The sequence below is a fragment of the Streptomyces sp. NPDC029044 genome, from assembly GCF_040637495.1.
Classification (GTDB): domain Bacteria; phylum Actinomycetota; class Actinomycetes; order Streptomycetales; family Streptomycetaceae; genus Streptomyces.
On record NZ_JBEZWN010000006.1, the window covers coordinates 126714 to 148119 of the forward strand.

Here is a 21406-nt window from a genome sequence, read left to right on the forward strand (position 1 = left end):
ACGTTTCCGCGCCCGCCTCGGCCTCCTTCCTTCGCGCACCGCGACGCCGCAGTCACGCTACGCTCACGAGGATCCCGACACGGACAGGCAACTCGACATCAGACAGACAGCTCACCTCAGCAGCACCACTCCGCAGCAGAACGGCACAAGGCGACGAATGCCCCAGCACACCTCCGGGTCCGACCGGGCGGCGATCCCCCCAGCCGCCCGTGACGGTGGCAGCGTGCGGCCGCCCGCTCCCTCGACGCTCGACGAGCTGTGGCGGTCGTACAAGGCGACGGGGGACGAGCGGCTGCGTGAGCAGCTGATCCTGCACTACTCGCCACTCGTGAAGTACGTCGCGGGACGGGTCAGCGTGGGCCTGCCGTCCAACGTCGAGCAGGCGGACTTCGTCTCGTCCGGGGTGTTCGGACTGATCGACGCGATCGAGAAGTTCGACATCGACCGCGAGATCAAGTTCGAGACGTACGCGATCACCCGGATCCGGGGCGCGATGATCGACGAACTGCGGGCGCTGGACTGGATCCCCCGCTCGGTGCGGCAGAAGGCCCGCAACGTGGAGCGGGCGTACGCCACGCTGGAGGCGCGGCTGCGGCGTACCCCGAGCGAGGGCGAGGTGGCCTGCGAGATGGGCATCGCCGTCGAGGATCTCCACGCGGTGTTCAGCCAGTTGTCGCTGGCCAACGTGGTGGCCCTGGAGGAGCTGCTGCACGGCAGCGGTGAGGGCGGCGACGGGCTCAGCGTCATGGACACGCTGGAGGACACCGCCGCCGACAACCCCGTCGAGGTCGCCGAGGACCGGGAGCTGAGGAGGTTCCTGGCCAGGGCGATCAACACCCTGCCCGACCGGGAGAAGACCGTGGTCACGCTGTACTACTACGAGGGCCTCACCCTGGCCGAGATCGGGAACGTGCTGGGTGTGACGGAGAGCCGGGTCAGTCAGATCCACACCAAGTCGGTGCTCCAGCTGAGAGCGAAGCTGGCGAGCTTCGGCCGCTGACCAGGCCGGATGTTCTCGGGCCGGCGTCAAGCACTCCCGTACGGCGGGACGCGTCCGTAGAGTGTTGACGTGCCAAGGATTCGAGCGGCCTCCGTGGCCGAGCACCGGTCGATGCAGCGAGCCGCCCTGCTGGACGCGGCTCGTTCCTTGTTGTCCGAGGGCGGTACGGAGGCGCTGACCTTCCCGGCCCTCGCCGAGCGGACGGGCCTGGCGCGCTCGTCCGTCTACGAGTACTTCCGGTCGCGGGCGGCCGTGGTCGAGGAGCTGTGCGAGGTCGATTTCCCGGTCTGGGCGGCGGACGTGTCGGCGGCGATGGAGCGCGCGGAGACGGCCGAGGCCAAGGTCGAGGCGTATGTGCGCCGGCAGCTGGAGCTGGTCGGGGACCGGCGGCACCGGGCCGTGGTCGCGATCTCCGCGAGTGAACTCGACGCGGGGGCGCGGGAGAAGATCCGGGCGGCGCACGGCGGTCTGGTCGCGATGATCGTCGAGGCACTCGGCGAGCTGGGGCATGCGCAGCCCCGGCTGGCGGCGATGCTGTTGCAGGGGGTCGTGGACGCGGCCGTACGGAGGATCGAGCTGGGGGCGGCGGAGGAGCCGGCCGCCATCGTCGACGCGGCGGTTTCCATGGCTCTGCGGGGTGTGCGGGGCTGACGACGCTGGTCCGGGGCGGGGCCTCGGGGGCTGACGGTGCCGGGGCCGGGCCGGGTGCCCTCAGCGGGGCGGCCGGGTGACCGGCACCGGAAGCAGCCGTGACGGGCCTCGGTGCAGGAGCCACGGCGGCAGCAGCGACAGCGGGTTCAGGTACACCTCGCCGCGGCGCAGCCCCCAGTGGACGCACGGGGCCGCCGAGCAGTGCGAGCCGCTGGCGTCCACCGTGCCGATCACCGCACCCGGTGCCACCTCCTCGCCCTCCTCGACCGTCGCACTCACCGGTTCGTATGTCGTGCGCAAGGGCGGATCGCCCGTCCCCGTGAGGTCCACCGAGACGACCCCCTTGCCGGCCACCCGGCCCGCGAAGGAGACCCGGCCCGCGGTCACCGCTCGAACCGGTGTGCCCACGGGCGCCGCCAGGTCCACGCCCCGGTGGCCCGGCCCATAGGCCGTCACCGGGGGCTCCCAGCCCCGCAGGACCCGGGGGCGCAGGCCGACGGGCCAGGTGCGGCCCATCGCGGGCACGTCGGCGTCCGCGGGGGGCGTGTCCGCCGCGAACAGCGGTGGCGGCGGGGCCAGCAGGGCCGTCGCCGTGACCATCAGCAGCAGGATCAGGCGTGCGCAGACGCGCACACATCGGTTCGCTCGCATGCGGAAAGCGTCCCGGAGTGCCGGTGCCACCGCTCGCGGCTGTGGGTGGCCGCGCGGTTGTGGACAACGGCGTCACCCGGCGCCCCGCGGGTCCCGTACACTTCTGGTGGCGACCCGAGCCATCGGGTCGACTTCGCACGCCCCGACACGGACCCCGGCAACGGGCCCGTGTCAGCGCCCCTCGGTCCCTCGTGGAACGGCGCGCAGTGGGCGTCAGGCGCGGAAGCCGTCCGGCATCCGCGGCACAACCGAGAAATCCAAGGAGATACGGCCATGGCCGTCGTCACGATGCGGGAGCTGCTGGAGAGCGGCGTCCACTTCGGTCACCAGACCCGTCGTTGGAACCCGAAGATGAAGCGCTTCATCTTCACGGAGCGCAACGGCATCTACATCATCGACCTGCTCCAGTCGCTGTCGTACATCGACCGCGCCTACGAGTTCGTCAAGGAGACCGTCGCCCACGGCGGAACGGTCATGTTCGTCGGCACGAAGAAGCAGGCGCAGGAGGCCATCGCCGAGCAGGCCACCCGCGTCGGCATGCCCTTCGTCAACCAGCGCTGGCTGGGCGGCATGCTCACCAACTTCTCGACCGTCTACAAGCGTCTGCAGCGCCTCAAGGAGCTCGAGCAGATCGACTTCGAGGACGTCGCCGCGTCCGGTCTGACCAAGAAGGAGCTTCTCGTGCTCTCGCGCGAGAAGGCCAAGCTGGAGAAGACCCTCGGCGGTATCCGCGAGATGCAGAAGGTGCCCAGCGCCGTCTGGATCGTGGACACCAAGAAGGAGCACATCGCCGTTGGTGAGGCCCGGAAGCTGAACATCCCGGTCGTCGCGATCCTCGACACCAACTGCGACCCCGACGAGGTCGACTACAAGATCCCGGGCAACGACGACGCGATCCGCTCCGTCACCCTGCTCACCCGCGTCATCGCCGACGCCGTCGCCGAGGGCCTCATCGCCCGCAGCGGTGTCGCCACCGAGGGCAAGGGCGAGAAGGCCGCCGGCGAGCCGCTCGCCGAGTGGGAGCGCGACCTGCTCGAGGGCGAGAAGAAGGCCGACGAGGCCGCCCCCGCCGCCGAGGCCGCCCCGGCCGCCGAGGCTGCTCCGGCCGCCGAGGCCGAGAAGCCGGCCGAGGGCGACAAGCCGGCCGAGGCCGAGCAGGCCTGACCCGTCAGTCCCGTGGTGACGGCGGGAGCGGTCTGCATCATCAGCGCCTTCGGCGCGGTGAAGTCCGCTCCCGCCGTTCACCCGTAGGTCAGCGGAAGGACAGCGCCCTCCGGCTCCATGGGGGCGCAACCGCAGATTCCGCAGATCTTCGATCTTCCAGACTTCGAGAGAGATTCACAGACTCATGGCGAACTACACCGCCGCCGACGTCAAGAAGCTCCGTGAGCTCACGGGCGCCGGCATGATGGACTGCAAGAAGGCGCTGGACGAGGCCGAGGGCAACGTCGAGAAGGCCGTCGAGGCGCTCCGCATCAAGGGCCAGAAGGGCGTCGCCAAGCGCGAGGGCCGCTCCGCCGAGAACGGCGCCGTGGTCTCGATCATCGCCGACGACAACTCCTCCGGCGTCCTCGTCGAGCTGAAGTGCGAGACGGACTTCGTCGCCAAGGGTGACAAGTTCCAGGCCGTGGCCAAGACCATCGCCGAGCACGTCGCCAAGACCTCCCCGGCCGACCTGGAGGCCCTGCTCGCCTCCGAGATCGAGGCCGGCAAGACCGTCCAGGCGTTCGTGGACGAGGCCAACGCCAACCTGGGCGAGAAGATCGTCCTGGACCGCTTCGCGCAGTACTCCGACGGTTTCGTGACGGCGTACATGCACCGCACGATGCCCGACCTGCCCCCGCAGATCGGTGTCCTCGTCGAGCTGGACAAGCCGAACGCGGAGATCGCCAAGGGCGTCGCCCAGCACATCGCCGCCTTCGCGCCGAAGTACCTCTCCAAGGAGGACGTGCCGGCCGAGGTCGTCGAGTCCGAGCGCCGCGTCGCCGAGGAGACCACCCGCGCCGAGGGCAAGCCCGAGGCCGCCCTGCCGAAGATCGTCGAGGGTCGCCTCAACGGCTTCTTCAAGGACGCCACGCTGCTCGGCCAGCCGTACGCGCTGGACAACAAGAAGTCCGTCCAGAAGGTCCTGGACGAGGCCGGTGTCACCCTGAAGCGCTTCTCGCGCATCAAGGTCGGCATCTGAGTCCGTACCGCGCTCGACGCCCGACCCCTATAGGGTCGACAGCAGTCGTCCGCGTACGCCGTCACATGAGTGGCGGACGACAGCAGATCTGACAAGGAGGCCATTGCCGTATGGGATGTGAAACACGCCCCACCGGCAATGGCCTTCTTGGTATGTGCAACACGTGAAAGAGGCGGGATCCCCCATGACCACCAAGGCCCAGAAGAGCGACGACGGCAAAGTGCGCGGCCGGTTTCTGCTGAAGCTGTCCGGAGAGGCCTTCTCCGGTGGCGGCGGCCTGGGCGTCGACCCCGACGTGGTGCACAAGATCGCCCGCGAGATCGCGGCCGTCGTGCGCGACGGTGCGCAGATCGCGGTCGTCATCGGCGGCGGCAACTTCTTCCGCGGCGCCGAACTCCAGCAGCGCGGCATGGACCGGGCCCGCTCCGACTACATGGGCATGCTCGGCACGGTCATGAACTGCCTCGCCCTCCAGGACTTCCTGGAGAAGGTCGGTGTGGACTGCCGCGTGCAGACCGCCATCACCATGGGGCAGGTCGCCGAGCCGTACATCCCGCTGCGCGCCGTACGGCACCTGGAGAAGGGCCGCGTGGTCATCTTCGGCGCCGGCATGGGCATGCCGTACTTCTCCACCGACACCACCGCCGCCCAGCGCGCCCTGGAGATCGACGCCGAGGCGCTCCTCATGGGCAAGAACGGCGTGGACGGGGTCTACGACTCCGACCCGAAGACCAACCCGGACGCGGTGAAGTTCGACCACCTCGGCTACGGCGAGGTCATCACGCGCGACCTGAAGGTCGCCGACGCCACGGCCGTGACGCTGTGCCGCGACAACAAGCTCCCGATCGTGGTCTTCGAGCTGCTGGCGGAGGGCAACATCGCGCGCGCCGTCAAGGGTGAGAAGATCGGCACGCTGGTGGGGGACCCCGGCAGCCGGGACTGATACCCGAGAACCACCCCGTCCGGGGGACGGACGGGACGGAGCCGGGCCGGGGATGGACAATGTCCCGCCGGTCGGGAACCGTTCAGAAGAAGACGCGACGCAGCCGGCCGCCGCCCCACATGGAACCGCAGCCGGGCCTACTCAAGACACGCAGGAGCAAGTGGTGATCGAAGAGACCCTCCTCGAGGCCGAGGAGAAGATGGAGAAGGCCGTCGTGGTCGCCAAGGAGGACTTCGCCGCGATCCGCACCGGCCGTGCGCACCCGGCGATGTTCAACAAGATCGTGGCCGACTACTACGGCGCGCCGACGCCGATCAACCAGCTGGCCTCGTTCTCCGTGCCCGAGCCGCGTATGGCCGTGGTGACCCCGTTCGACAAGAGCGCGCTGCGCAACATCGAGCAGGCGATCCGCGACTCCGACCTGGGCGTCAACCCGAGCAACGACGGCAACATCATCCGGGTGGTGTTCCCCGAGCTCACCGAGGAGCGCCGCCGCGAGTACATCAAGGTCGCCAAGGGCAAGGGCGAGGACGCGAAGATCTCGATCCGCTCCGTGCGCCGCAAGGCCAAGGAAGCCATCGACAAGCTGATCAAGGACGGCGAGGTCGGCGAGGACGAGGGCCGCCGCGCGGAGAAGGAGCTCGACGACACCACCGCGAAGTACGTCGCGCAGGTGGACGAGCTCCTGAAGCACAAGGAAGCGGAGCTGCTCGAGGTCTGATGAACGACTCTTCCTGGGGGGCGCCGCCACAGGCCGGGTACTGGGGGCCCACCGACCAAGGGCATGGTCACGGGCACGCCCAGGGACCCGGCCCCGGGCACGTCCGAGGGGCCGCTCCGGCGGGTCCCGCATACGATGCGTATGAAGCGCCTCAGACTCGCCCCATGCCCATCGTGCCCGACGTGACCGACTTCGGCGGAAACCAGGATGACGACCGGGGGACTGCTCGGCTGAGCGGCACCCCGGTCCGAAACGACACGAATCCGGAGCCCATGCCCGACGCCTCGCAGCCGGCGCCCAAGCCGCCGAAGAAGAGCGCGGGTCGCGACCTGAGCGCCGCGATAGGGGTCGGCGTCGGGCTCGGTGCCGTGATCGTCGCGTCTCTGTTCATCGTCAAGGCCCTGTTCGTCGGGGTCGTCGCGGTGGCCGTGGTCGTGGGCCTGTGGGAGCTGACCAAGCGGCTGGAGGAACGCAAGGGCATCCGGGCGCCCCTCGTGCCGCTCGCGCTCGGCGGCGCCGCGATGATCGTCACCGGGTACGTCCGGGGTGCCGAGGGCGCGTGGGTGGCGATGGCGCTCACGGCACTGGCCGTCCTGGTCTGGCGCATGACCGAACCGCCCGAGGGCTATCTGCGGGACGTCACCGCGGGCGTCTTCGCGACGTTCTACGTGCCGTTCCTCGCGACCTTCGTCGCGATGATGCTGACCGCGGACGACGGGGCGCAGCGGGTGCTCACCTTCCTGCTGCTCACGGTCGTCAGCGACACCGGGGCCTACGCCGTCGGCTGGCGGTTCGGCCGGCACAAGCTCGCCCCGCGCATCAGCCCCGGCAAGACCCGCGAGGGCCTGCTCGGCGCGGTCTCCTTCGCCATGGTCGCGGGGGCGCTGTGCATGCAGTTCCTCATCGACGACGGTGCCTGGTGGCAGGGACTGGTGCTGGGCCTCGCGGTCGCGGTCACCGCCACGCTCGGCGACCTCGGCGAGTCCATGATCAAGCGGGACCTCGGCATCAAGGACATGGGCACGCTGCTGCCGGGCCACGGCGGCATCATGGACCGGCTCGACTCGCTGCTGCCCACGGCTCCGGTGGTGTGGTTGCTGCTCGTGCTGTTCGTGGGGTCCGGCTGAGCCCTACCGGTTGTTGTCGTCAGCGAGCCCCTGCCCGGCCGGGCAGGGGCTCGCTGACGTCTCGGGGAGACGCCTTGGGGGCTGAAGTGGGACGATTCAGGTGTACCTCCCAAAGGAGGCCATCATGGCCATCATCCGAGAGAGCATCGACGTCGACCGCCGTCCGGAGGAGGTCTACCAGTACGTCATGGACACCCAGCGCATGCCGGAGTGGCAGTTGAGCGCCGTGTCCGCTGAGCGCCTCGACGAAGGGCCCGTCGGCGTCGGCACCCAGGTCCGGGTGACCCGGCACATCGGCCGTCGTGTCATGCCGATGACCATGGAGGTCACCGAGTACGACCCGCCGCACAGCTGGGGCATGCGCGGTGTCGACGGCCCGGTCCGGGCGCAGGTGCACGGCGAGGTCGAACCGTACGACGAGGGCCGGCGCTCCCACGTCACGATCGACATCGACTTCGAGGGCCACGGCATGGGAAAGGTCCTGGTCCCACTCGTCGTACGCCCCCAGGTCCGCAAGGAACTCCCGCGCAACGAGCAGCTCCTCAAGGACCGGCTGGAAGGGACGGCCGGGTAAAGGCGTCCCTCCGGCGGCTCGGCTCAGCGCCGCCGGGGGAACTTCCAGCCGTTCTGCCGCAGCTTGAAGAGGACGAACACGCCACAGAGCGCCCACACCCCGAGGAAGGCCCACTTGAACCACGGGGGCCCTTGCCACTTCTCTGCTAGCTGCACCGGGGCCGAGTGGGCCGCGTACGTCACGTAGAAGGAGGTCATGACTCGCGCGTGCCCTGTCCAACCGGGGGAACGCACGGCTCCGCAGGCCGGGGGCGGTTCCATGCTCAGGCCGTGTGAGTGGGCGCGGCGGGCCGCCTAGGCCCTGTCCGGCCGATCATGTGCGGATTCAGACCTGTCACGAGTGCCTGCACCGTCGGAGCCTTGTCATGCGCCGCAAGTATCTTGCGGCGCATGACAATGGCTGACTATCTTGTACCGCATGACAAAGGGGCTGCCCGCTACCGGTGACCAGCGTCGTAGTCAGCTGCTGCGCGGAGTGCTCGATCTGTGCCTGCTGTCGCTGATCGCCGAACGGCCGCGTTACGGCTTCGAGTTCGTGGCGGCACTCGCCGACAACGGGCTCGATCTCGTGAGCGAAGGCAGTATCTATCCGTTGCTCACCCGGCTGGAGCGGGAGGGGCTCATCTCCTCGTACCGCGCCCCGTCGGCCAGTGGTGGCGCCCCACGCAAGTACTACCGCCTGACCGAAGCGGGAAGTGCCGAATTGGCGAGCGGCCGGGCCGTATGGCACGCCTTCAGCGGGCGTGTGGGGCGGATCCTGACCGCTACCGAACCCACGGGGGGAAGCGCACCATGACGGACCAGCAAACCGTGACTAACCAGCAGATACTCGCGGTCTGCCGCAGCAATTGGGAATACCGGGGCATCGACGATGGATCCATCCGGGAGATGCTCGATGAGCTCTCCGCTCATCTGGATGAGGCGGTGGCCGCAGGTCGCACGCCCCAAGACGTCGTGGGCAGCGACGTGAAGGAGTTCGCCGCCTCCTGGGCCCGGGCCCGCGCTCCGTTCGCCCGCCGGCTGCTGCGTACGGCGGCGATGGTCTGTTTCGTGATCGGCTGGCTGATACTGGCCACGTGTCTGCTCCGGTGGACCACCGAACGGGTCGTGAGCGTCAACGATGTTGCCTTCTGGACCGTCGTCGCAGCGGTCACGGTTGCCTGGGAGCTGCGGCGCGGCAACCTGGGTCTCGGTAGGACCCTGGCGGTCGCCCTTGCCGTCGGCTTGCCCGCAGCTCTGCTCTCCCGATGGCTGGGCGGCGACGGGGAACTGTTCACATTGCCACTGTGGGCGGCCCCGGCGCTGCTCCTTCCCGGGCTTCCGTACGCCGTCGTCGATGCGCGGAGCAGGAAGAACACCGCGCCCGACGCCGACTAGGACCCGTCCGATCATGTCATCATCCAACTGTTGTCTCGTTGTCCCAAGCATGGGGCGGGGTGACTTGACGGATGCGGAGTGGGAACAGCTGCGGCCGTTCCTGCCGGTCAGCAACGGACGTTGTGGCCGGTGGCGTGATCATCGGCAGGTAATCGACGGGATTCTGCACCGGGTGCGGACCGGGGTGCAGTGGCGCGACCTGCCCGAGCGGTTCGGGCCATGGAAAACGGTTTATGAACGCCACCGGCTGTGGTCGGCCGACGGCACCTGGGAACGTCTGCTGCAGCAGGTCCAGGCCGCGGCCGACGCAGCAGGTGGGATCGACTGGGACATCGCTGTGAGCTCCACCATCGTGCGTGCGCACCAGCACGCGGCCGGCGCCCGCACCGATCCGCCGCCGGCTCCGGCATCAAAGGGGGCGGCAGGAGACGAACATCAGACCGAGACACCGTGGCAGAGCCTGCTCGCCCGCCTGGTGGAGGTGGCGCAGGAAGTGAGGGCCTGGGCCGCTCGCGGGGCGGGTTCACCAGCAAAGTCCACCTGAGTGCCGACGGCCGCTGTCGTCCGCTATCGGTGGTCGTTACCGGTGGGCAGCGGGCCGACTGCACCCAGTTCACGGCGGTGAGAGAAGATCCGCGTTCCCAGGCCCGGACGCGGCAGGCCGCGCAAGAAACCTGACAGCCTGGCGGCGGACAAGGCCTATAGCAACGGTCCCTGCCGTGAGTAACTGCGGCGCCGGGGCATCCAGCACACCATCCCGGAGAAGACCGACAGTCAGGCCGCCCGCCTGCGCAAAGGCTCACGCGGCGGACGGCCCCCGGCTTCGACGAAGAGCGGTACAAGAAGCCCAACACCGTCGAGCTGGCGATCAACATGCTCAAGCAGTCACGGGCCGTGGCTACCCGATACGACAAGCGCGGCTACGTTTTCCTCGGCACGGCCACTGCGGTGGCCCTCGTCATCTGGCTCCGCACATGATCGGCCGGACAAGTCCTAGTCGTCCTCGCTGCTCTGCTGTGAGCGGGAACCCCGGCTCGCGCTGCGGGTCAGTTCACTGCCGAGCAGGGTGGCCTTGGCCACCCCACGCGCCCAGCGCGGGGCGTCACCCCGGGCTGTCCAGAACACGCAGACGCTGCCGCCGATGAGGAGCAGGACGACGACCGACAGTATGAGCACGAGCATGCTCGACCCCCGCTTCTTGTGATGGTCGGCCCCATCCTGTCAGGCGGTCCTCACCGTCAACCGCTCCCCGGGGCCACGCCTGCACACTCAGGCTCGCGAGGCGCCGTGATCGCCCCCACCCCACTCCGGCCCCGGCGGCCGCAGTTGATCTGCGACACTGGTACCGCCATGCCTAAGCCCGGAGAACTCACTTTCGTCGCCCCCCGCGGAGCCAAGAAGCCGCCGCGGCATCTCGCCGACCTCACTCCTGCCGAGCGCAAGGAAGCCGTTGCCGCTGTCGGGGAGAAGCCGTTTCGTGCCAAGCAGCTCTCGCAGCACTACTTCGCGCGGTACGCGCACGACCCGGAGCAGTGGACCGACATTCCGGCCGGTGCCCGGGGGCGGCTGCGGGAGGCGCTGCTGCCCGAGCTGATGACCGTCGTGCGGCATCTGTCGACCGACCAGGGCACCACCCGCAAGACGCTGTGGCGGCTGTTCGACGGGACGCTCGTCGAGTCCGTGCTGATGCGCTACCCGGACCGGGTGACCATGTGCATCAGCTCCCAGGCCGGGTGCGGCATGAACTGCCCGTTCTGTGCCACCGGGCAGGCAGGCCTCGACCGGAATCTGTCCACCGCCGAGATCGTCCATCAGATCGTGGACGGGATGCGGGCCCTGCGTGACGGGGAGGTCCCCGGCGGCCCCGCGCGGCTCAGCAACATCGTCTTCATGGGCATGGGCGAGCCGCTCGCCAACTACAACCGGGTCATCGGATCCATCCGGCGGCTCACCGACCCCGAGCCCGACGGCCTCGGCCTGTCCCAGCGCGGCATCACCGTCTCCACCGTCGGTCTCGTCCCGGCCATCCACCGGTTCGCCGACGAGGGCTTCAAGTGCCGCCTCGCCATCTCGCTGCACGCCCCCGACGACGAGCTGCGGGACACCCTCGTGCCGGTGAACACGCGCTGGAAGGTCCGTGAGGTGCTGGACGCCGGCTTCGAGTACAGCGCCAAGTCCGGGCGCCGGCTGTCCATCGAGTACGCCCTGATCCGGGACATCAACGACCAGGCCTGGCGGGGTGACCGGCTCGGGCGGCTGCTCAAGGGCAAGCCCGTGCATGTCAATCTCATCCCGTTGAACCCGACGCCGGGGTCGAAGTGGACCGCCTCGCGGCCCGAGGACGAGAAGGCGTTCGTGGAGGCGATCGCCGCCCATGGTGTGCCGGTGACGATCCGGGACACCCGTGGTCAGGAGATCGACGGGGCGTGTGGTCAGCTCGCGGCCACCGAACGGTAGTCTGACCGCCGTAAGAACATCTGCATATTCCGACAGGGGAGCGCCACAGCGCTGAGAGTGCGGCATACGGCCGCAGACCCTCCGAACCTGGCCCAGGTCATTCTGGGTAGGGAGATCGGTCATCACTCGAGCTGTTGCGCCCTGCCCGGGACCCCGGAAGTCCCGGGCGGGGCCGCGTCTTCTCCTGGTCACTCCAGGAGGAATCCAGTGCGTAACAACATCCAGCGGCTGACGGCGGCGGTCGTCGGGCTCGGCATGGCCGGCACGCTCGCCGCCTGCGGGTCGTCCGGCGGCGGCCAGCAGTCCGGCGACTCCAAGACCGTGACGCTCGTCAGCCACGACTCGTGGGCCGCGTCCAAGGACGTCATCGCGGCCTTCGAGAAGCAGTCCGGGTACAAGGTCCGGGTCCTCAAGGACGGCGACGCCGGGCAGGCCGTGAACAAGGCCATCCTGACCAAGGACAACCCGCAGGGCGACGTCTTCTTCGGCGTCGACAACACCCTGCTGTCCCGCGCCCTCGACAACGGCCTCTTCCAGTCGTACGAGGCGAAGGGATCCGACCTGATCCTGCCGGAGTACCGCGTCGACCAGGACAAGCACCGGGTCACCCCCATCGACACCGGCGACATCTGCGTCAACTACGACAAGAAGTACTTCGCCGACCGCAAGCTGGCGCCGCCGCGGAGCCTCCACGACCTGGTCAAGCCCGCGTACAAGGACCTGCTCGTCACCGAGAACGCCTCCTCGTCGTCGCCCGGCCTGGGCTTCCTGCTCGGCACGGTCGCGGAGTACGGCGACGACGGGTGGGAGGGCTACTGGATGAAGCTCAAGGCCAACGGCGTGAAGGTCGTCGACGGCTGGGAGCAGGCCTACAACGAGGAGTTCTCCGGCTCCAGCAGCGGCAAGAAGGCCAAGGGCGACCGGCCGCTCGTCGTGTCGTACGCCTCCTCGCCGCCCGCCGAGGTGCTGTACGCCGACCCGAAGCCGACGGCCGCCCCGACCGGGGTCGCCGAGGGCACCTGCTTCCGGCAGGTCGAGTACGCGGGGCTGCTCAGCAACGCCGAGAACACCAAGGGCGGCAAGGCCCTCCTCGACTTCCTCATCAGTAAGAGGTTCCAGGACGACATGCCGCTCAACATGTTCGTCTACCCGGTGCGCGAGGGCGCTCAGGTGCCGCCGGAGTTCGTGAAGTACGGGCCGCAGGCGAAGGACCCGGAGACCATGGCCCCGGCGAAGATCGCCGACCACCGTGACCAGTGGGTCAAGTCGTGGACCTCACTCGTACTGAAGTAGCCGCGCGCAGGCGGGGCGCGGCGGCGCGGTTCGGTCTGCTGGCCGCGCCCGTCGCGTTCTTCGCGGTCTTCTTCGCCTACCCCGTGGCCGCGATCGTCGCGCGCGGCCTGAAGACCGACGGGACCTGGCACCTCGGGCGGATCGGGGAGGTGCTGGCGCAGTCCGACGTGCGGCACGTGCTGTGGTTCACCACCTGGCAGGCGCTGGTCTCCACCGCGCTCACGCTGATCGTCGCGCTCCCCGGTGCGTACGTCTTCGCGCGGTTCGACTTCCCGGGCAAGCAGGTCCTGCGGGCGGTCGTGACCGTGCCCTTCGTGCTGCCGACGGTCGTCGTCGGTACGGCCTTCCTGGCACTCGCCGGGCGGGGCGGGCTCCTCGACGAACTGTGGGGCGTACGGCTGGACACCACCGTGTGGGCGATCCTGCTCGCGCACGTCTTCTTCAACTACGCGGTCGTCGTCAGGACCGTCGGCGGGCTCTGGGCGCAGCTCGACCCGCGGCAGGCGGAGGCCGCGCGGATGCTCGGGGCGTCGCCGCTGCGGGCCTGGCGGCAGGTGACGCTCCCCGCCCTCGCCCCTGCCGTGGGTGCCGCGGCGCTCATGGTCTTCCTGTTCACCTTCACCTCCTTCGGTGTCGTGCAGATCCTCGGCGGGCCCACCTTCTCCACCCTGGAGGTGGAGATCTACCGGCAGACGTCAGAGATCTTCGACCTGTCCACGGCGGCCGTGCTGACGCTGATCCAGTTCGCCGCGGTCGGGGCGGTCCTCGCCCTGCACGCCTGGACCGTGCGGCGGCGGGAGACCGCGCTGCGGCTGGTGGACGCGTCCGTGACCGCGCGCCGGCCGCGCGGCGCGGGGCAGTGGGCGCTGCTGGGCGGGGTGCTCGTCACCGTCGCCGTGCTGCTCGTGCTGCCGCTCGCCGTGCTGGTGCAGCGGTCCCTGGGCGCGCCGGGCTTCGGTTACTACCGGGCGCTGACCCGCGAGGACGGGGGAGTGTTCCTGGTCCCGCCGATCGAGGCGATCGGCAACTCCCTGTCGTACGCCGTCGCCGCCACGCTCATCGCCGTGGTGGTCGGCGGTCTCGCCGCGGTCGCGCTCACCCGCCGGGACGCCGGGCGGTTCGTGCGCGGCTTCGACGCGCTGCTGATGCTGCCGCTCGGGGTGTCCGCGGTCACCGTCGGCTTCGGGTTTCTGATCTCCCTCGACGAGCCGCCGCTGGACCTCCGGTCCTCCTGGATCCTGGTGCCGCTCGCGCAGGCCCTGGTCGGGGTGCCGTTCGTCGTACGGACCATGCTGCCCGTGCTGCGGGCGGTGGACGTGCGGCTGCGGGAGGCGGCCTCCGTGCTGGGGGCCTCGCCCTGGCGGGTGTGGCGGGAGGTGGACCTGCCGATGGTGCGGCGGGCGCTGCTGATCGCGGCCGGGTTCGCCTTCGCCGTGTCCCTCGGGGAGTTCGGCGCGACGGTGTTCATCGCACGGCCCGACAACCCGACGCTGCCGGTGGCCGTGGCCCGGCTGCTGGGACGGCCCGGTGACCTCAACTACGGCCAGGCGATGGCCCTTTCGACGATTCTGATGGTGGTGTGCGCGGTGGCCCTGCTGGTGCTGGAGAGGCTTCGCACGGACCGGACGGGGGAGTTCTGATGCTGCTGGCTCTGCGGGGCGCGACGGTCCGTTTCGGCGGGCGGGCGGTGCTGGACGCCGTCGATCTGGAGGTCGCCGAACACGAGATCGTGTGTGTGCTCGGGCCCAGCGGCAGCGGCAAGTCGACTCTGCTGCGGGCGGTGGCCGGGCTTCAGCCCCTGGACGCCGGGCAGGTGGTGCTCGACGGACGCGACCAGGCGGGCGTGCCCGCGCACCGGCGCGGCGTCGGGCTGATGTTCCAGGACCACCAGCTGTTCCCGCAGCGGGACGTGGCCGGGAACGTCGCCTTCGGGCTGCGGATGCACGGCGAGCCGAAGCGGCAACAGGCCGGGCGGGTGCAGGAGTTGCTCGACCTGGTGGGGCTGCCGGGCGCGGGCCGCCGGGCCGTCGCGATGCTGTCCGGCGGGGAGCAGCAGCGGGTGGCGCTGGCCCGGGCCCTCGCACCGAGCCCGCGGCTGCTGATGCTGGACGAGCCGCTGGGGCAGCTCGACCGGTCGCTGCGGGAGCGGCTGGTGGTCGAACTGAGGGAACTGTTCGGCCGGTTGGGCACGACCGTGCTCGCCGTGACGCACGACCAGGGCGAGGCCTTCGCGCTGGCCGACCGGGTCGTGGTGATGCGGGACGGGCGGATCGCCCAGTCGGGTGCGCCCCTGGAGGTGTGGCAGCGGCCCGCCGACGCGTTCGTCGCGCGCTTCCTCGGGTTCGAGAACGTGGTCGAGGCGACGGTCGGGGCGGAGGCCGCGGACACGCCTTGGGGGAAGGTGCCGGTGCCGGAGGGCGCACCGCAGGGCACGCGGACCCTGCTGGTGCGGCCCGCCGGGGTGCGCCTGGTGCCCGCGGACTCGGGCCTGCGCTGCACGGTGGCCGCGCGCACCTTCCGCGGCACGCATGTCGCCGTGCACCTCCAGCCCGAGGGTGCACCGCGCTTGGAGGCGGCGTGCGCGCTGCGGGCGGCACCGGAGGTCGGGGACGAGGTGGGCGTGGAGTTCGACGCGGCGGAAATCGTGGTGCTCGGCTGAACGTGCCCGCCTAGGGTGCGAGGCATGACACCACTCACGCTCGACCGCTACTGCGACGAGATCGCCCACCAGGTCGGCCTGTTGCGGCAGGTGGTGACCTCCGGGGCAGACCTGTCCGGCACGGTGCCCACCTGCCCCGACTGGTCGCTGGAGGAACTCGTCCGGCACACGGGCGGTGCCCTGCGCTGGGCGGAGCTGATGGTGCGGACCCGGGCCGAGGAGGAGGTGCCCGAGGAGCGGGTGCCGGGTGTGGCCGGGCCCGAGGCCGTCGGTGACGCCGCCGCACTGGACGCCTGGCTGGCGGAGACGGGCGAGCGGATCGTCGCCACGCTGCGGGAGGCCGGGCCGGACGCGAAGGTATGGGGCTGGGCCGGGATACAGACCTCCGGCTTCTGGGCCCGCAGGATGACCCACGAGATCACCGTGCACCGCGCCGACGCCGCACTCGCCGCCGGGGCGGCCTACGAGGTCGCGCCCGAGGTCGCCGCGGACGCGATCGACGAATGGCTCCAGATCGTGGAGTACGTGCAGCGGACGGAGCCACAGGACGTGGTGGGGGAACTGGTCGGCCCGGGCCGCAGCATCCACCTGCACGCCACCGACACGGGAGCGGAACTGAACGCCGAGTGGCTCGTCGAGCTCACCGAGGACGGTGTCCGCTGGCGCCGGGGCCACGAGAAGGCCACGGTCGCCCTGCGCGGGCCGCTCACCCTCGTGCTGCTCGCGTTCTACCGCCGGCTCCCGCTCGACGCCGAGGGGCTGGAGGTCCTGGGCGAGCGGGAGTTGCTGGAGTTCTGGCTGGAGCGGGCCACCTTCGGCTGAGACGGGACGTGGCCCGTCCCCGGTCGGGGGACGGACCACATCATGGTGTGTGCCGCGGGCGTCAGCTGTCGCTGTTCGCCCCGCGACGGCGCATGCCGAAGAACACCGCACCGCCACCGACGACGACCAGGGCCGCCGCGATGCCGGCGATGATGCCGGTGTTGGAGTCGGCACCGGTCTCGGCGAGGTTGGAGTCACCGGCCGGGGCGGGCACGTTGCCCGCCGGGGACGTGCTCTGGCTCTCCGACGGCTCCGGAGCCGGGGACTCGCTCTCCTCGGCGGGCTTGGAGGGAGAGGCCGACGGGGTCGGCGTCGCCGGGGGAGTCGAAGCCGGAGGAGTCGAAGGGGGCTCCTCCTCCTTCTTGCAAGCGGTCGCCGGGGTCACGAGGTTCGGCTTGATGTCCTCGTCGACGTAACCGGCGGCCTTGACGTGGATGCGGTACTCGGCGTTCGGCTTCCACTTCTCGGCGAAGGTGATGGTGGTGCCCTCTCGGGAGCCCTTCACCTCCTGCTCGCCGACCTTCTTCACGTCGGCGCCGTTGTTCTCCAGGTACACGGTGACCGTCGCCGGGATGCCGGCGGGGTCCACGTCGGTGACGGTGATGACGCCCTTGTCGCCATCGCACTTCGCCTCGGCGGAGAACTCGCTGATGTCGCAGGCGAGCGCGTTGCCGGCGGTGCCGAGCGCGAGCGCGGCCGAGGCGGAGACGACACCGAGGACACGCACGGCGCGTGCGCGGCGGGATACGGACAGAACTGCCACGTTTGTCCTTTACGGGATTGCTCAAGCGGGGGGTTGAGGCAGTGTTGACTGGACATCAGCACCACCGTGAGGCTCACAGGTCTATAAGCGCTGCATAAGTAGTGTCAACGCATATGCAGGTTGCAAGCACTTGCTTTGCCTTCTTATTAACCGCCGAGACGTTTCAACGCCTCCGGCGCCTCCTCGATCCGGTCGACCAGCTCGATCCGCGCCTCCATCGAGCGGCCCCGCGCCAGCGACCGGAGCAGCGGCCACGCGGGCAGCTTCTCCGTCCAGTGCCCGCGGTCCACCAGCACCATCGGCGTCGGCTCGCCGCGCGACTCGTAGTAGTTGGGCGTCGCGTTGTCGAAGATCTCCTGAACGGTCCCGGCGGCCCCCGGCAGGAACACCACACCCGCGTTGGACCGGGCCAGCAGGCCGTCCTCGCGGGTGGCGTTGGCGAAGTACTTGGCGATGTGGGAGGCGAAGGCGTTCGGCGGCTCGTGGCCGTAGAACCAGGTCGGGATGCCGACCGAACGGCCGCCCTGCGGCCGGCGGGTGCGTACCTCGAAGGCGGCCGTCGCCCACTGGGTGATCGACGGGGTGAAGTGCGGTGTCTTGCCGAGGAGTTCGAGCGACTCGGTGAGCATCTCGTCGTCGAAGGGGGCGGCGTAGGCGCCGAGGTTCGCGGCTTCCATCGCACCCGGGCCGCCACCGGTGGCGACCGTGAAGCCGGCGCGGGCCAGCTCCCGGCCCAGGCGCGCCGCACCGGCGTACTCCTCGGTGCCGCGGGCCATCGCGTGACCGCCCATGACGCCCACGACCCGCGCGCCGGACAGGAGTTCGTCGAGGGCGTCGGAGACGGAGTCGTCGTGGACCGAGCGCAGCATCGACGCGTAGATGTCGCGGTCCGCCTTCGTGCGCTGGAACCAGGCGTAGGCGAGGGCGTCGGGCGTGGCCTCGTAACCGTCGGCCAGCGACGCGAAGAGTTCGTCCGGGGAGTAGACCAGGCCGCGGTACGGGTCGAACGGCAGGCCCGGGACCGGCGGGAAGACCAGGGCGCCGTCGGCTCGGACCTTTCCGTCCGCGTCCTCGCGCATCGCGCAGCCGAGGAAGACCGCGCCCGCGGTGTCCGTGGTGAGCAGTTCGCGCGTACGGTCCGTCAGGTCGACGGCCTGGACGCGGTATCCGGCGAGGGTGCCGCGCGCCGAGACGGTCGCGTCGAACTCCTCCAGGGTCTCTATCTCACGGTCGTCGTGGTGGGCCGCATGGGCGGGCATCGTCTGCACCCGCCCATGCTAGGCCGCACACCGTCAGCCCTGGACGGCCGCGGGGTCCATCCACACGACCTCGAAGGTGTGGCCGTCCAGGTCGTCGAAGGCGCGGCCGTACATGAAGCCGTGGTCCTGCGTCTCGCCCGAGACGGAACCGCCCGCCGCGACCGCCTTCTCGACCAGCTCGTCGACCTTCTCGCGGCTCTCGGCGCTCAGCGCGATCAGCACCTCGCTGGTCTTCGTCGAGTCCACGACGTCCTTCTTGGTGAACTGCCCGTACTTCTCCTTGGTGTGCACCATCACCACGATGGTCTCGCTGATGACGACCGAGGCGGTCGTGTCGTCGCTGAACTGCTCGTTGATCGTGAAGCCCAGCTCCGTGAAGAACTTCTTCGAGGCGCCGAGGTCGCCGGTGCACAGGTTCACGAAGATCATCTGCTGGTACATGCGAGGTCTCTCCCATCAAGTCCGTGTCGTTACGCGGGGATAGACCGGGGGCCGGTCCGGAACTCATCGCCGTTCGGAGATTTTTTTCGCACGAGTTTTCCGGCGGGTTCCCGGCGGCGGCCGCGGGACTCAGCGCGCCAGGGGGAGCGCCGCCAGTTCCGCGACCGTCAGGGTGAGCGGACCGAACACGGCGAGCAGCGCGCCCGCGCGGAGGGCGGCGGCGGCGCGCAGCGTCGTGGCGGGGGCGCCGAGCCGCATCAGGGCGGCGGTGGTGCCGGCGCGGGCCTGCCTGGCCTCGACGGCCGCCGTGAGGAGCGTCGCCGTGGTGCACCCGGTCACGAGCAGCACGCCGAGGCTGGTGAGCGGGCCGAGCGAGAGCCCGTCCGGGGCGTGCAGCAGCGCCATGGCCCAGGCGGCGGACAGCACCGCGCAGACGACGCCGAGGGGGCGCCCGATGCGGACGGCCTCCGCCATGAGGATGCGGCCGGCCAGGAGCCGCAGGGCGCCGGGGCGGGCCGCCTGGAGCAGCCGTCCGCACAGATGGGTCAGGCCCGGACCGGCCAGGGCCAGGCCGACGGCGGCCAGCGCCCAGCCCGCCAGCACACCCGGGGAGGCGCCGGAGAAGGACAGGTCGGGGGGCGTCGGAGCGGTACGGCTCGTGTAGCTCACCACGGCGAGACCCGCGGCCAGCACGGTGATGCCCCACGGCAGACCGGAGGGGGCGGCGATGGTGTCCGGCAGGGCCGTGTCGGTGGCCTCGCCGGGAACGTCGGGCGCCGCGGGGACCGGGTGCCGTGCCAGGGCCCCGGCGGGGCTGATGGCTCCGGCCGCGTCCGGCGCCGCCGCGTGCGCGCTGAGCCGCCGGGCGGAATCGCCGGCCGGACCGAACGCGCCCGCCGCTTCCGGTGCCACCGGGTGCGAGGCTGCGGGGTCCGTGGCCGGGGCCACGGCGTCAGGGTTCGCCGCGGCGGGGTCCGCGACCGCGCTCACCGTCCCGCCGGAGCCCGTGGCCGCCGCCGGGGCCGACCCGCCGGTCCGGGCCGCCGGCGGGACGCTCTTCGCGGCGGGCTCGGCGGTACGGCCGTCCGTGGGCCGGACGATCTGCCGGCCGAACCTGCCGTACGCCCCGAAGGTCTCGCGGGTGCTGGTGCGCCGGTAAGCGCCGAAGCGGCCGTACATCCGGGCCGCCCGGGGCGTGGCGGGCCCCGCCTCGCGTGGTCGCAGGGCCAGGGCCACCGCCACCGACGCGCCGACGGGCACGAACGCCAGCAGGGTCAGGGCGCCCGGCAGCGGCAGCGGCCGGCCCGCGGCGAGGGAGTCGGCGGCGGCGCCGTCGAAGGGCATGCCCGTCAGATCGCCCCGCAGGTGCAGGAAGACGAGCAGGGCCAGCATCGAACCCAGCGTGCAGGACAGGGCCGTCGTCGTCGCCGAGACGGCCATCATGCGGACCGGTCCCAGGCCGATGGCCGAGAGGCCGGAGCGGGGCTTGGTGCCGGGGTCGGTACGGGCCACCGCGACCGCGAAGTACACCGTGGCGGCCAGCGGGGCTGCGCACCAGGCCAGTCGCAGCGCGGCGGCGCCGGGGGAGCCGGGGTGGCCCATCGCGTAGCCCAGGGCGCAGAGCAGCAGGAAGCCCGTGCCCGCCGAGGCCGCGGTGACCATCAGGCGGCGCAGCTGGACGGCCGGGTGGGCGCCGCGGGTCAGACGGAGAGCGAGCACGCGGCCCGGCCTTCCGGTTCGCTGGTCTCGGCGACCGGCGGCAGGTGGACCGTCTGCACGCGCCGCCCGTCGAGCAGGGAGACCGTGCGGTCGGCGAGGGCCGCCGTCTCGGCGTCGTGGGTGGCCAGGACGACGGTGATGCGGTGGGAGCGGGCCGCCGTGGTGAGGGTGCGCAGCACATGGGCGCGGTCGGCGCGGTGCAGGGGAGCCGTGGGCTCGTCGGCGAACAGCACCGACGGGGCGGGGGCCAGGGCGCGGGCGATGCAGACCCGCTGCCGCTCGGCCTGCACCAGCTGGTGCGGCCGTTTGCGGGCGCTGTCGCCGATGTCCAGGCGCTCCAGCCACTCCAAGGCCGTGGTCTTGGCGCGGCGCCTGCTGGTGCCGCGCAGCATCAGCGGCAGGGCGGCGTTCTCCCAGGCGTTGAGCTCCGGCACCAGCGAAGGGGTCGGGTCGATCCAGCCGAACCGGTCGCGGCGCAGCCGCTCGCGGGTGAGAGGGCCCATGGTGTGCACGGGCACGCTGTTGAACCAGACCTCGCCACGCCGGACGGGCACCAGGCCGGACAGGCACCGCAGCAGGGTCGTCTTGCCGCTGCCGCGCGGGCCGCTCAGGGCGAGGATCTCGCCCTCGCGCACGCCGAGCGAGACGCCGCAGAGCGCGGGCGAGCCGTCGTCGTGCTGGAAGTGCAGGGCGCGTGCCCAGAGCACGTCGTTGTCCGGCGGGGCCTCCATGCGCGTACACCTCGGTTCAGATCCGTAGTTCCCG

23 protein-coding genes, 1 pseudogene and 1 riboswitch are annotated in these 21406 nt (G+C 70.8%); of the genes and pseudogenes, 16 read left to right on the forward strand and 8 right to left on the reverse strand.

Going from position 1 to position 21406, the window contains the following annotated elements; genetic code table 11:
• Nucleotides 1-157: 157 nt before the first annotated feature.
• Both whiG and AB0E85_RS08195 read left to right on the forward strand, forming a co-directional pair.
• Nucleotides 158-1000, forward strand: a complete 843-nt coding sequence (gene whiG / locus AB0E85_RS08190; protein WP_361923884.1) for an RNA polymerase sigma factor WhiG — start codon at nucleotides 158-160, stop codon at nucleotides 998-1000.
• Between the two features lie 93 nt (nucleotides 1001-1093).
• Nucleotides 1094-1651: a TetR/AcrR family transcriptional regulator gene (locus AB0E85_RS08195; protein ID WP_107459265.1), complete on the forward strand. Its 558-nt coding sequence runs from the start codon at nucleotides 1094-1096 to the stop codon at nucleotides 1649-1651.
• A gap of 60 nt (nucleotides 1652-1711) precedes the next feature.
• Here AB0E85_RS08195 and AB0E85_RS08200 read toward each other — a convergent pair whose 3' ends face one another.
• Nucleotides 1712-2302 carry a M23 family metallopeptidase gene (locus tag AB0E85_RS08200; RefSeq protein WP_361923886.1) on the reverse strand — a complete coding sequence of 197 codons (591 nt, stop codon included), beginning with the start codon at nucleotides 2300-2302 and terminating at the stop codon, nucleotides 1712-1714.
• Between the two features lie 273 nt (nucleotides 2303-2575).
• Here AB0E85_RS08200 and rpsB point away from each other — a divergent pair, with 273 nt between their 5' ends.
• From rpsB to AB0E85_RS08230, 6 genes are all read left to right on the forward strand, one after another.
• Nucleotides 2576-3466 (forward strand): 30S ribosomal protein S2, encoded by an 891-nt coding sequence (gene rpsB, locus AB0E85_RS08205; RefSeq protein WP_361923888.1) that lies wholly within the window; start codon nucleotides 2576-2578, stop codon nucleotides 3464-3466.
• 184 nt (nucleotides 3467-3650) lie between these two features.
• Nucleotides 3651-4487: a translation elongation factor Ts gene (gene tsf, locus AB0E85_RS08210; protein WP_351631616.1), complete on the forward strand. Its 837-nt coding sequence runs from the start codon at nucleotides 3651-3653 to the stop codon at nucleotides 4485-4487.
• Nucleotides 4488-4671: 184 nt separating this feature from the next.
• Nucleotides 4672-5430: a UMP kinase gene (gene pyrH, locus AB0E85_RS08215; protein WP_003993277.1), complete on the forward strand. Its 759-nt coding sequence runs from the start codon at nucleotides 4672-4674 to the stop codon at nucleotides 5428-5430.
• Between the two features lie 163 nt (nucleotides 5431-5593).
• Nucleotides 5594-6151 (forward strand): ribosome recycling factor, encoded by a 558-nt coding sequence (gene frr / locus AB0E85_RS08220; RefSeq protein WP_006136598.1) that lies wholly within the window; start codon nucleotides 5594-5596, stop codon nucleotides 6149-6151.
• Nucleotides 6151-7278, forward strand: coding sequence for a phosphatidate cytidylyltransferase (locus tag AB0E85_RS08225; protein ID WP_361923891.1), 1128 nt, complete (start codon nucleotides 6151-6153; stop codon nucleotides 7276-7278). The genes frr and AB0E85_RS08225 overlap by 1 nt, the downstream gene beginning before the upstream one ends.
• Before the next feature lie 124 nt (nucleotides 7279-7402).
• Nucleotides 7403-7852 carry an SRPBCC family protein gene (locus tag AB0E85_RS08230; protein WP_361923893.1) on the forward strand — a complete coding sequence of 150 codons (450 nt, stop codon included), beginning with the start codon at nucleotides 7403-7405 and terminating at the stop codon, nucleotides 7850-7852.
• Between the two features lie 23 nt (nucleotides 7853-7875).
• On the opposite strand, the gene AB0E85_RS08235 is transcribed toward AB0E85_RS08230, so the two are convergent.
• Nucleotides 7876-8049, reverse strand: a complete 174-nt coding sequence (locus AB0E85_RS08235) for a hypothetical protein (protein ID WP_361923895.1) — start codon at nucleotides 8047-8049, stop codon at nucleotides 7876-7878.
• A gap of 220 nt (nucleotides 8050-8269) precedes the next feature.
• Here AB0E85_RS08235 and AB0E85_RS08240 point away from each other — a divergent pair, with 220 nt between their 5' ends.
• The 3 genes and pseudogenes from AB0E85_RS08240 to AB0E85_RS08250 all read left to right on the forward strand — a co-directional run bounded on the left by AB0E85_RS08240 (nucleotide 8270) and on the right by AB0E85_RS08250 (nucleotide 10206).
• Nucleotides 8270-8647 carry a PadR family transcriptional regulator gene (locus tag AB0E85_RS08240; protein WP_086854660.1) on the forward strand — a complete coding sequence of 126 codons (378 nt, stop codon included), beginning with the start codon at nucleotides 8270-8272 and terminating at the stop codon, nucleotides 8645-8647.
• Complete coding sequence (locus AB0E85_RS08245; RefSeq protein ID WP_361923898.1) at nucleotides 8644-9228, forward strand: hypothetical protein; 585 nt, start codon at nucleotides 8644-8646, stop codon at nucleotides 9226-9228. The genes AB0E85_RS08240 and AB0E85_RS08245 overlap by 4 nt, the downstream gene beginning before the upstream one ends.
• 49 nt (nucleotides 9229-9277) lie before the next feature.
• Nucleotides 9278-10206, forward strand: a pseudogene (locus AB0E85_RS08250) (IS5 family transposase).
• Nucleotides 10207-10221: 15 nt separating this feature from the next.
• On the opposite strand, the gene AB0E85_RS08255 reads toward AB0E85_RS08250, so the two are convergent.
• Nucleotides 10222-10410: a hypothetical protein gene (locus AB0E85_RS08255; RefSeq protein WP_361923900.1), complete on the reverse strand. Its 189-nt coding sequence runs from the start codon at nucleotides 10408-10410 to the stop codon at nucleotides 10222-10224.
• Between the two features lie 168 nt (nucleotides 10411-10578).
• Between AB0E85_RS08255 and rlmN the strand changes: the two genes are divergently transcribed.
• The 5 genes from rlmN (at nucleotide 10579) to AB0E85_RS08280 (ending at nucleotide 16459) form a co-directional block, all read left to right on the forward strand.
• Nucleotides 10579-11685: a 23S rRNA (adenine(2503)-C(2))-methyltransferase RlmN gene (gene rlmN, locus AB0E85_RS08260; RefSeq protein WP_361923902.1), complete on the forward strand. Its 1107-nt coding sequence runs from the start codon at nucleotides 10579-10581 to the stop codon at nucleotides 11683-11685.
• Nucleotides 11686-11709: 24 nt separating this feature from the next.
• Nucleotides 11710-11816: riboswitch (TPP riboswitch) on the forward strand.
• A 124-nt stretch (nucleotides 11817-11940) separates the two neighbouring features.
• Nucleotides 11941-12978, forward strand: coding sequence for a thiamine ABC transporter substrate-binding protein (locus AB0E85_RS08265; protein ID WP_361924056.1), 1038 nt, complete (start codon nucleotides 11941-11943; stop codon nucleotides 12976-12978).
• Nucleotides 12954-14618, forward strand: coding sequence for an iron ABC transporter permease (locus AB0E85_RS08270; protein ID WP_361923904.1), 1665 nt, complete (start codon nucleotides 12954-12956; stop codon nucleotides 14616-14618). Before AB0E85_RS08265 ends, AB0E85_RS08270 begins: the two co-directional genes overlap by 25 nt.
• Nucleotides 14618-15637, forward strand: a complete 1020-nt coding sequence (locus tag AB0E85_RS08275; protein ID WP_361923906.1) for an ABC transporter ATP-binding protein — start codon at nucleotides 14618-14620, stop codon at nucleotides 15635-15637. The genes AB0E85_RS08270 and AB0E85_RS08275 overlap by 1 nt, the downstream gene beginning before the upstream one ends.
• Before the next feature lie 24 nt (nucleotides 15638-15661).
• Nucleotides 15662-16459, forward strand: coding sequence for a maleylpyruvate isomerase family mycothiol-dependent enzyme (locus AB0E85_RS08280; protein WP_361923908.1), 798 nt, complete (start codon nucleotides 15662-15664; stop codon nucleotides 16457-16459).
• Nucleotides 16460-16520: 61 nt separating this feature from the next.
• On the opposite strand, the gene AB0E85_RS08285 is transcribed toward AB0E85_RS08280, so the two are convergent.
• The 5 genes from AB0E85_RS08285 to AB0E85_RS08305 form a co-directional block, all read right to left on the reverse strand.
• Nucleotides 16521-17213 carry an LAETG motif-containing sortase-dependent surface protein gene (locus AB0E85_RS08285; protein WP_361924058.1) on the reverse strand — a complete coding sequence of 231 codons (693 nt, stop codon included), beginning with the start codon at nucleotides 17211-17213 and terminating at the stop codon, nucleotides 16521-16523.
• A 155-nt stretch (nucleotides 17214-17368) separates the two neighbouring features.
• Nucleotides 17369-18490, reverse strand: coding sequence for an LOG family protein (locus AB0E85_RS08290; RefSeq protein ID WP_361923910.1), 1122 nt, complete (start codon nucleotides 18488-18490; stop codon nucleotides 17369-17371).
• A gap of 24 nt (nucleotides 18491-18514) precedes the next feature.
• Nucleotides 18515-18922: a VOC family protein gene (locus tag AB0E85_RS08295; RefSeq protein ID WP_361923912.1), complete on the reverse strand. Its 408-nt coding sequence runs from the start codon at nucleotides 18920-18922 to the stop codon at nucleotides 18515-18517.
• Between the two features lie 129 nt (nucleotides 18923-19051).
• A complete protein-coding gene (locus AB0E85_RS08300; protein WP_361923914.1) occupies nucleotides 19052-20641 on the reverse strand; it encodes a hypothetical protein in 1590 nt (529 codons plus the stop codon).
• Nucleotides 20623-21372 carry an ATP-binding cassette domain-containing protein gene (locus AB0E85_RS08305; protein ID WP_361923916.1) on the reverse strand — a complete coding sequence of 250 codons (750 nt, stop codon included), beginning with the start codon at nucleotides 21370-21372 and terminating at the stop codon, nucleotides 20623-20625. Before AB0E85_RS08305 ends, AB0E85_RS08300 begins: the two co-directional genes overlap by 19 nt.
• Between the last annotated feature and the right edge of the window lie 34 nt (nucleotides 21373-21406).

Bases quoted from the DNA above. Each gene is read 5' to 3' on its own strand.
- whiG (WP_361923884.1), top strand. From the start codon at position 158: ATGCCCCAGCACACCTCCGGGTCCGACCGGGCGGCGATCCCCCCAGCC.
- AB0E85_RS08200 (WP_361923886.1), bottom strand. From the start codon at position 2,302: ATGCGAGCGAACCGATGTGTGCGCGTCTGCGCACGCCTGATCCTGCTG.
- rpsB (WP_361923888.1), top strand. From the start codon at position 2,576: ATGGCCGTCGTCACGATGCGGGAGCTGCTGGAGAGCGGCGTCCACTTC.
- tsf (WP_351631616.1), top strand. From the start codon at position 3,651: ATGGCGAACTACACCGCCGCCGACGTCAAGAAGCTCCGTGAGCTCACG.
- pyrH (WP_003993277.1), top strand. From the start codon at position 4,672: ATGACCACCAAGGCCCAGAAGAGCGACGACGGCAAAGTGCGCGGCCGG.
- AB0E85_RS08225 (WP_361923891.1), top strand. From the start codon at position 6,151: ATGAACGACTCTTCCTGGGGGGCGCCGCCACAGGCCGGGTACTGGGGG.
- AB0E85_RS08230 (WP_361923893.1), top strand. From the start codon at position 7,403: ATGGCCATCATCCGAGAGAGCATCGACGTCGACCGCCGTCCGGAGGAG.
- AB0E85_RS08235 (WP_361923895.1), bottom strand. From the start codon at position 8,049: ATGACCTCCTTCTACGTGACGTACGCGGCCCACTCGGCCCCGGTGCAG.
- AB0E85_RS08240 (WP_086854660.1), top strand. From the start codon at position 8,270: ATGACAAAGGGGCTGCCCGCTACCGGTGACCAGCGTCGTAGTCAGCTG.
- AB0E85_RS08245 (WP_361923898.1), top strand. From the start codon at position 8,644: ATGACGGACCAGCAAACCGTGACTAACCAGCAGATACTCGCGGTCTGC.
- AB0E85_RS08255 (WP_361923900.1), bottom strand. From the start codon at position 10,410: ATGCTCGTGCTCATACTGTCGGTCGTCGTCCTGCTCCTCATCGGCGGC.
- rlmN (WP_361923902.1), top strand. From the start codon at position 10,579: ATGCCTAAGCCCGGAGAACTCACTTTCGTCGCCCCCCGCGGAGCCAAG.
- AB0E85_RS08265 (WP_361924056.1), top strand. From the start codon at position 11,941: ATGGCCGGCACGCTCGCCGCCTGCGGGTCGTCCGGCGGCGGCCAGCAG.
- AB0E85_RS08275 (WP_361923906.1), top strand. From the start codon at position 14,618: ATGCTGCTGGCTCTGCGGGGCGCGACGGTCCGTTTCGGCGGGCGGGCG.
- AB0E85_RS08280 (WP_361923908.1), top strand. From the start codon at position 15,662: ATGACACCACTCACGCTCGACCGCTACTGCGACGAGATCGCCCACCAG.
- AB0E85_RS08295 (WP_361923912.1), bottom strand. From the start codon at position 18,922: ATGTACCAGCAGATGATCTTCGTGAACCTGTGCACCGGCGACCTCGGC.
- AB0E85_RS08305 (WP_361923916.1), bottom strand. From the start codon at position 21,372: ATGGAGGCCCCGCCGGACAACGACGTGCTCTGGGCACGCGCCCTGCAC.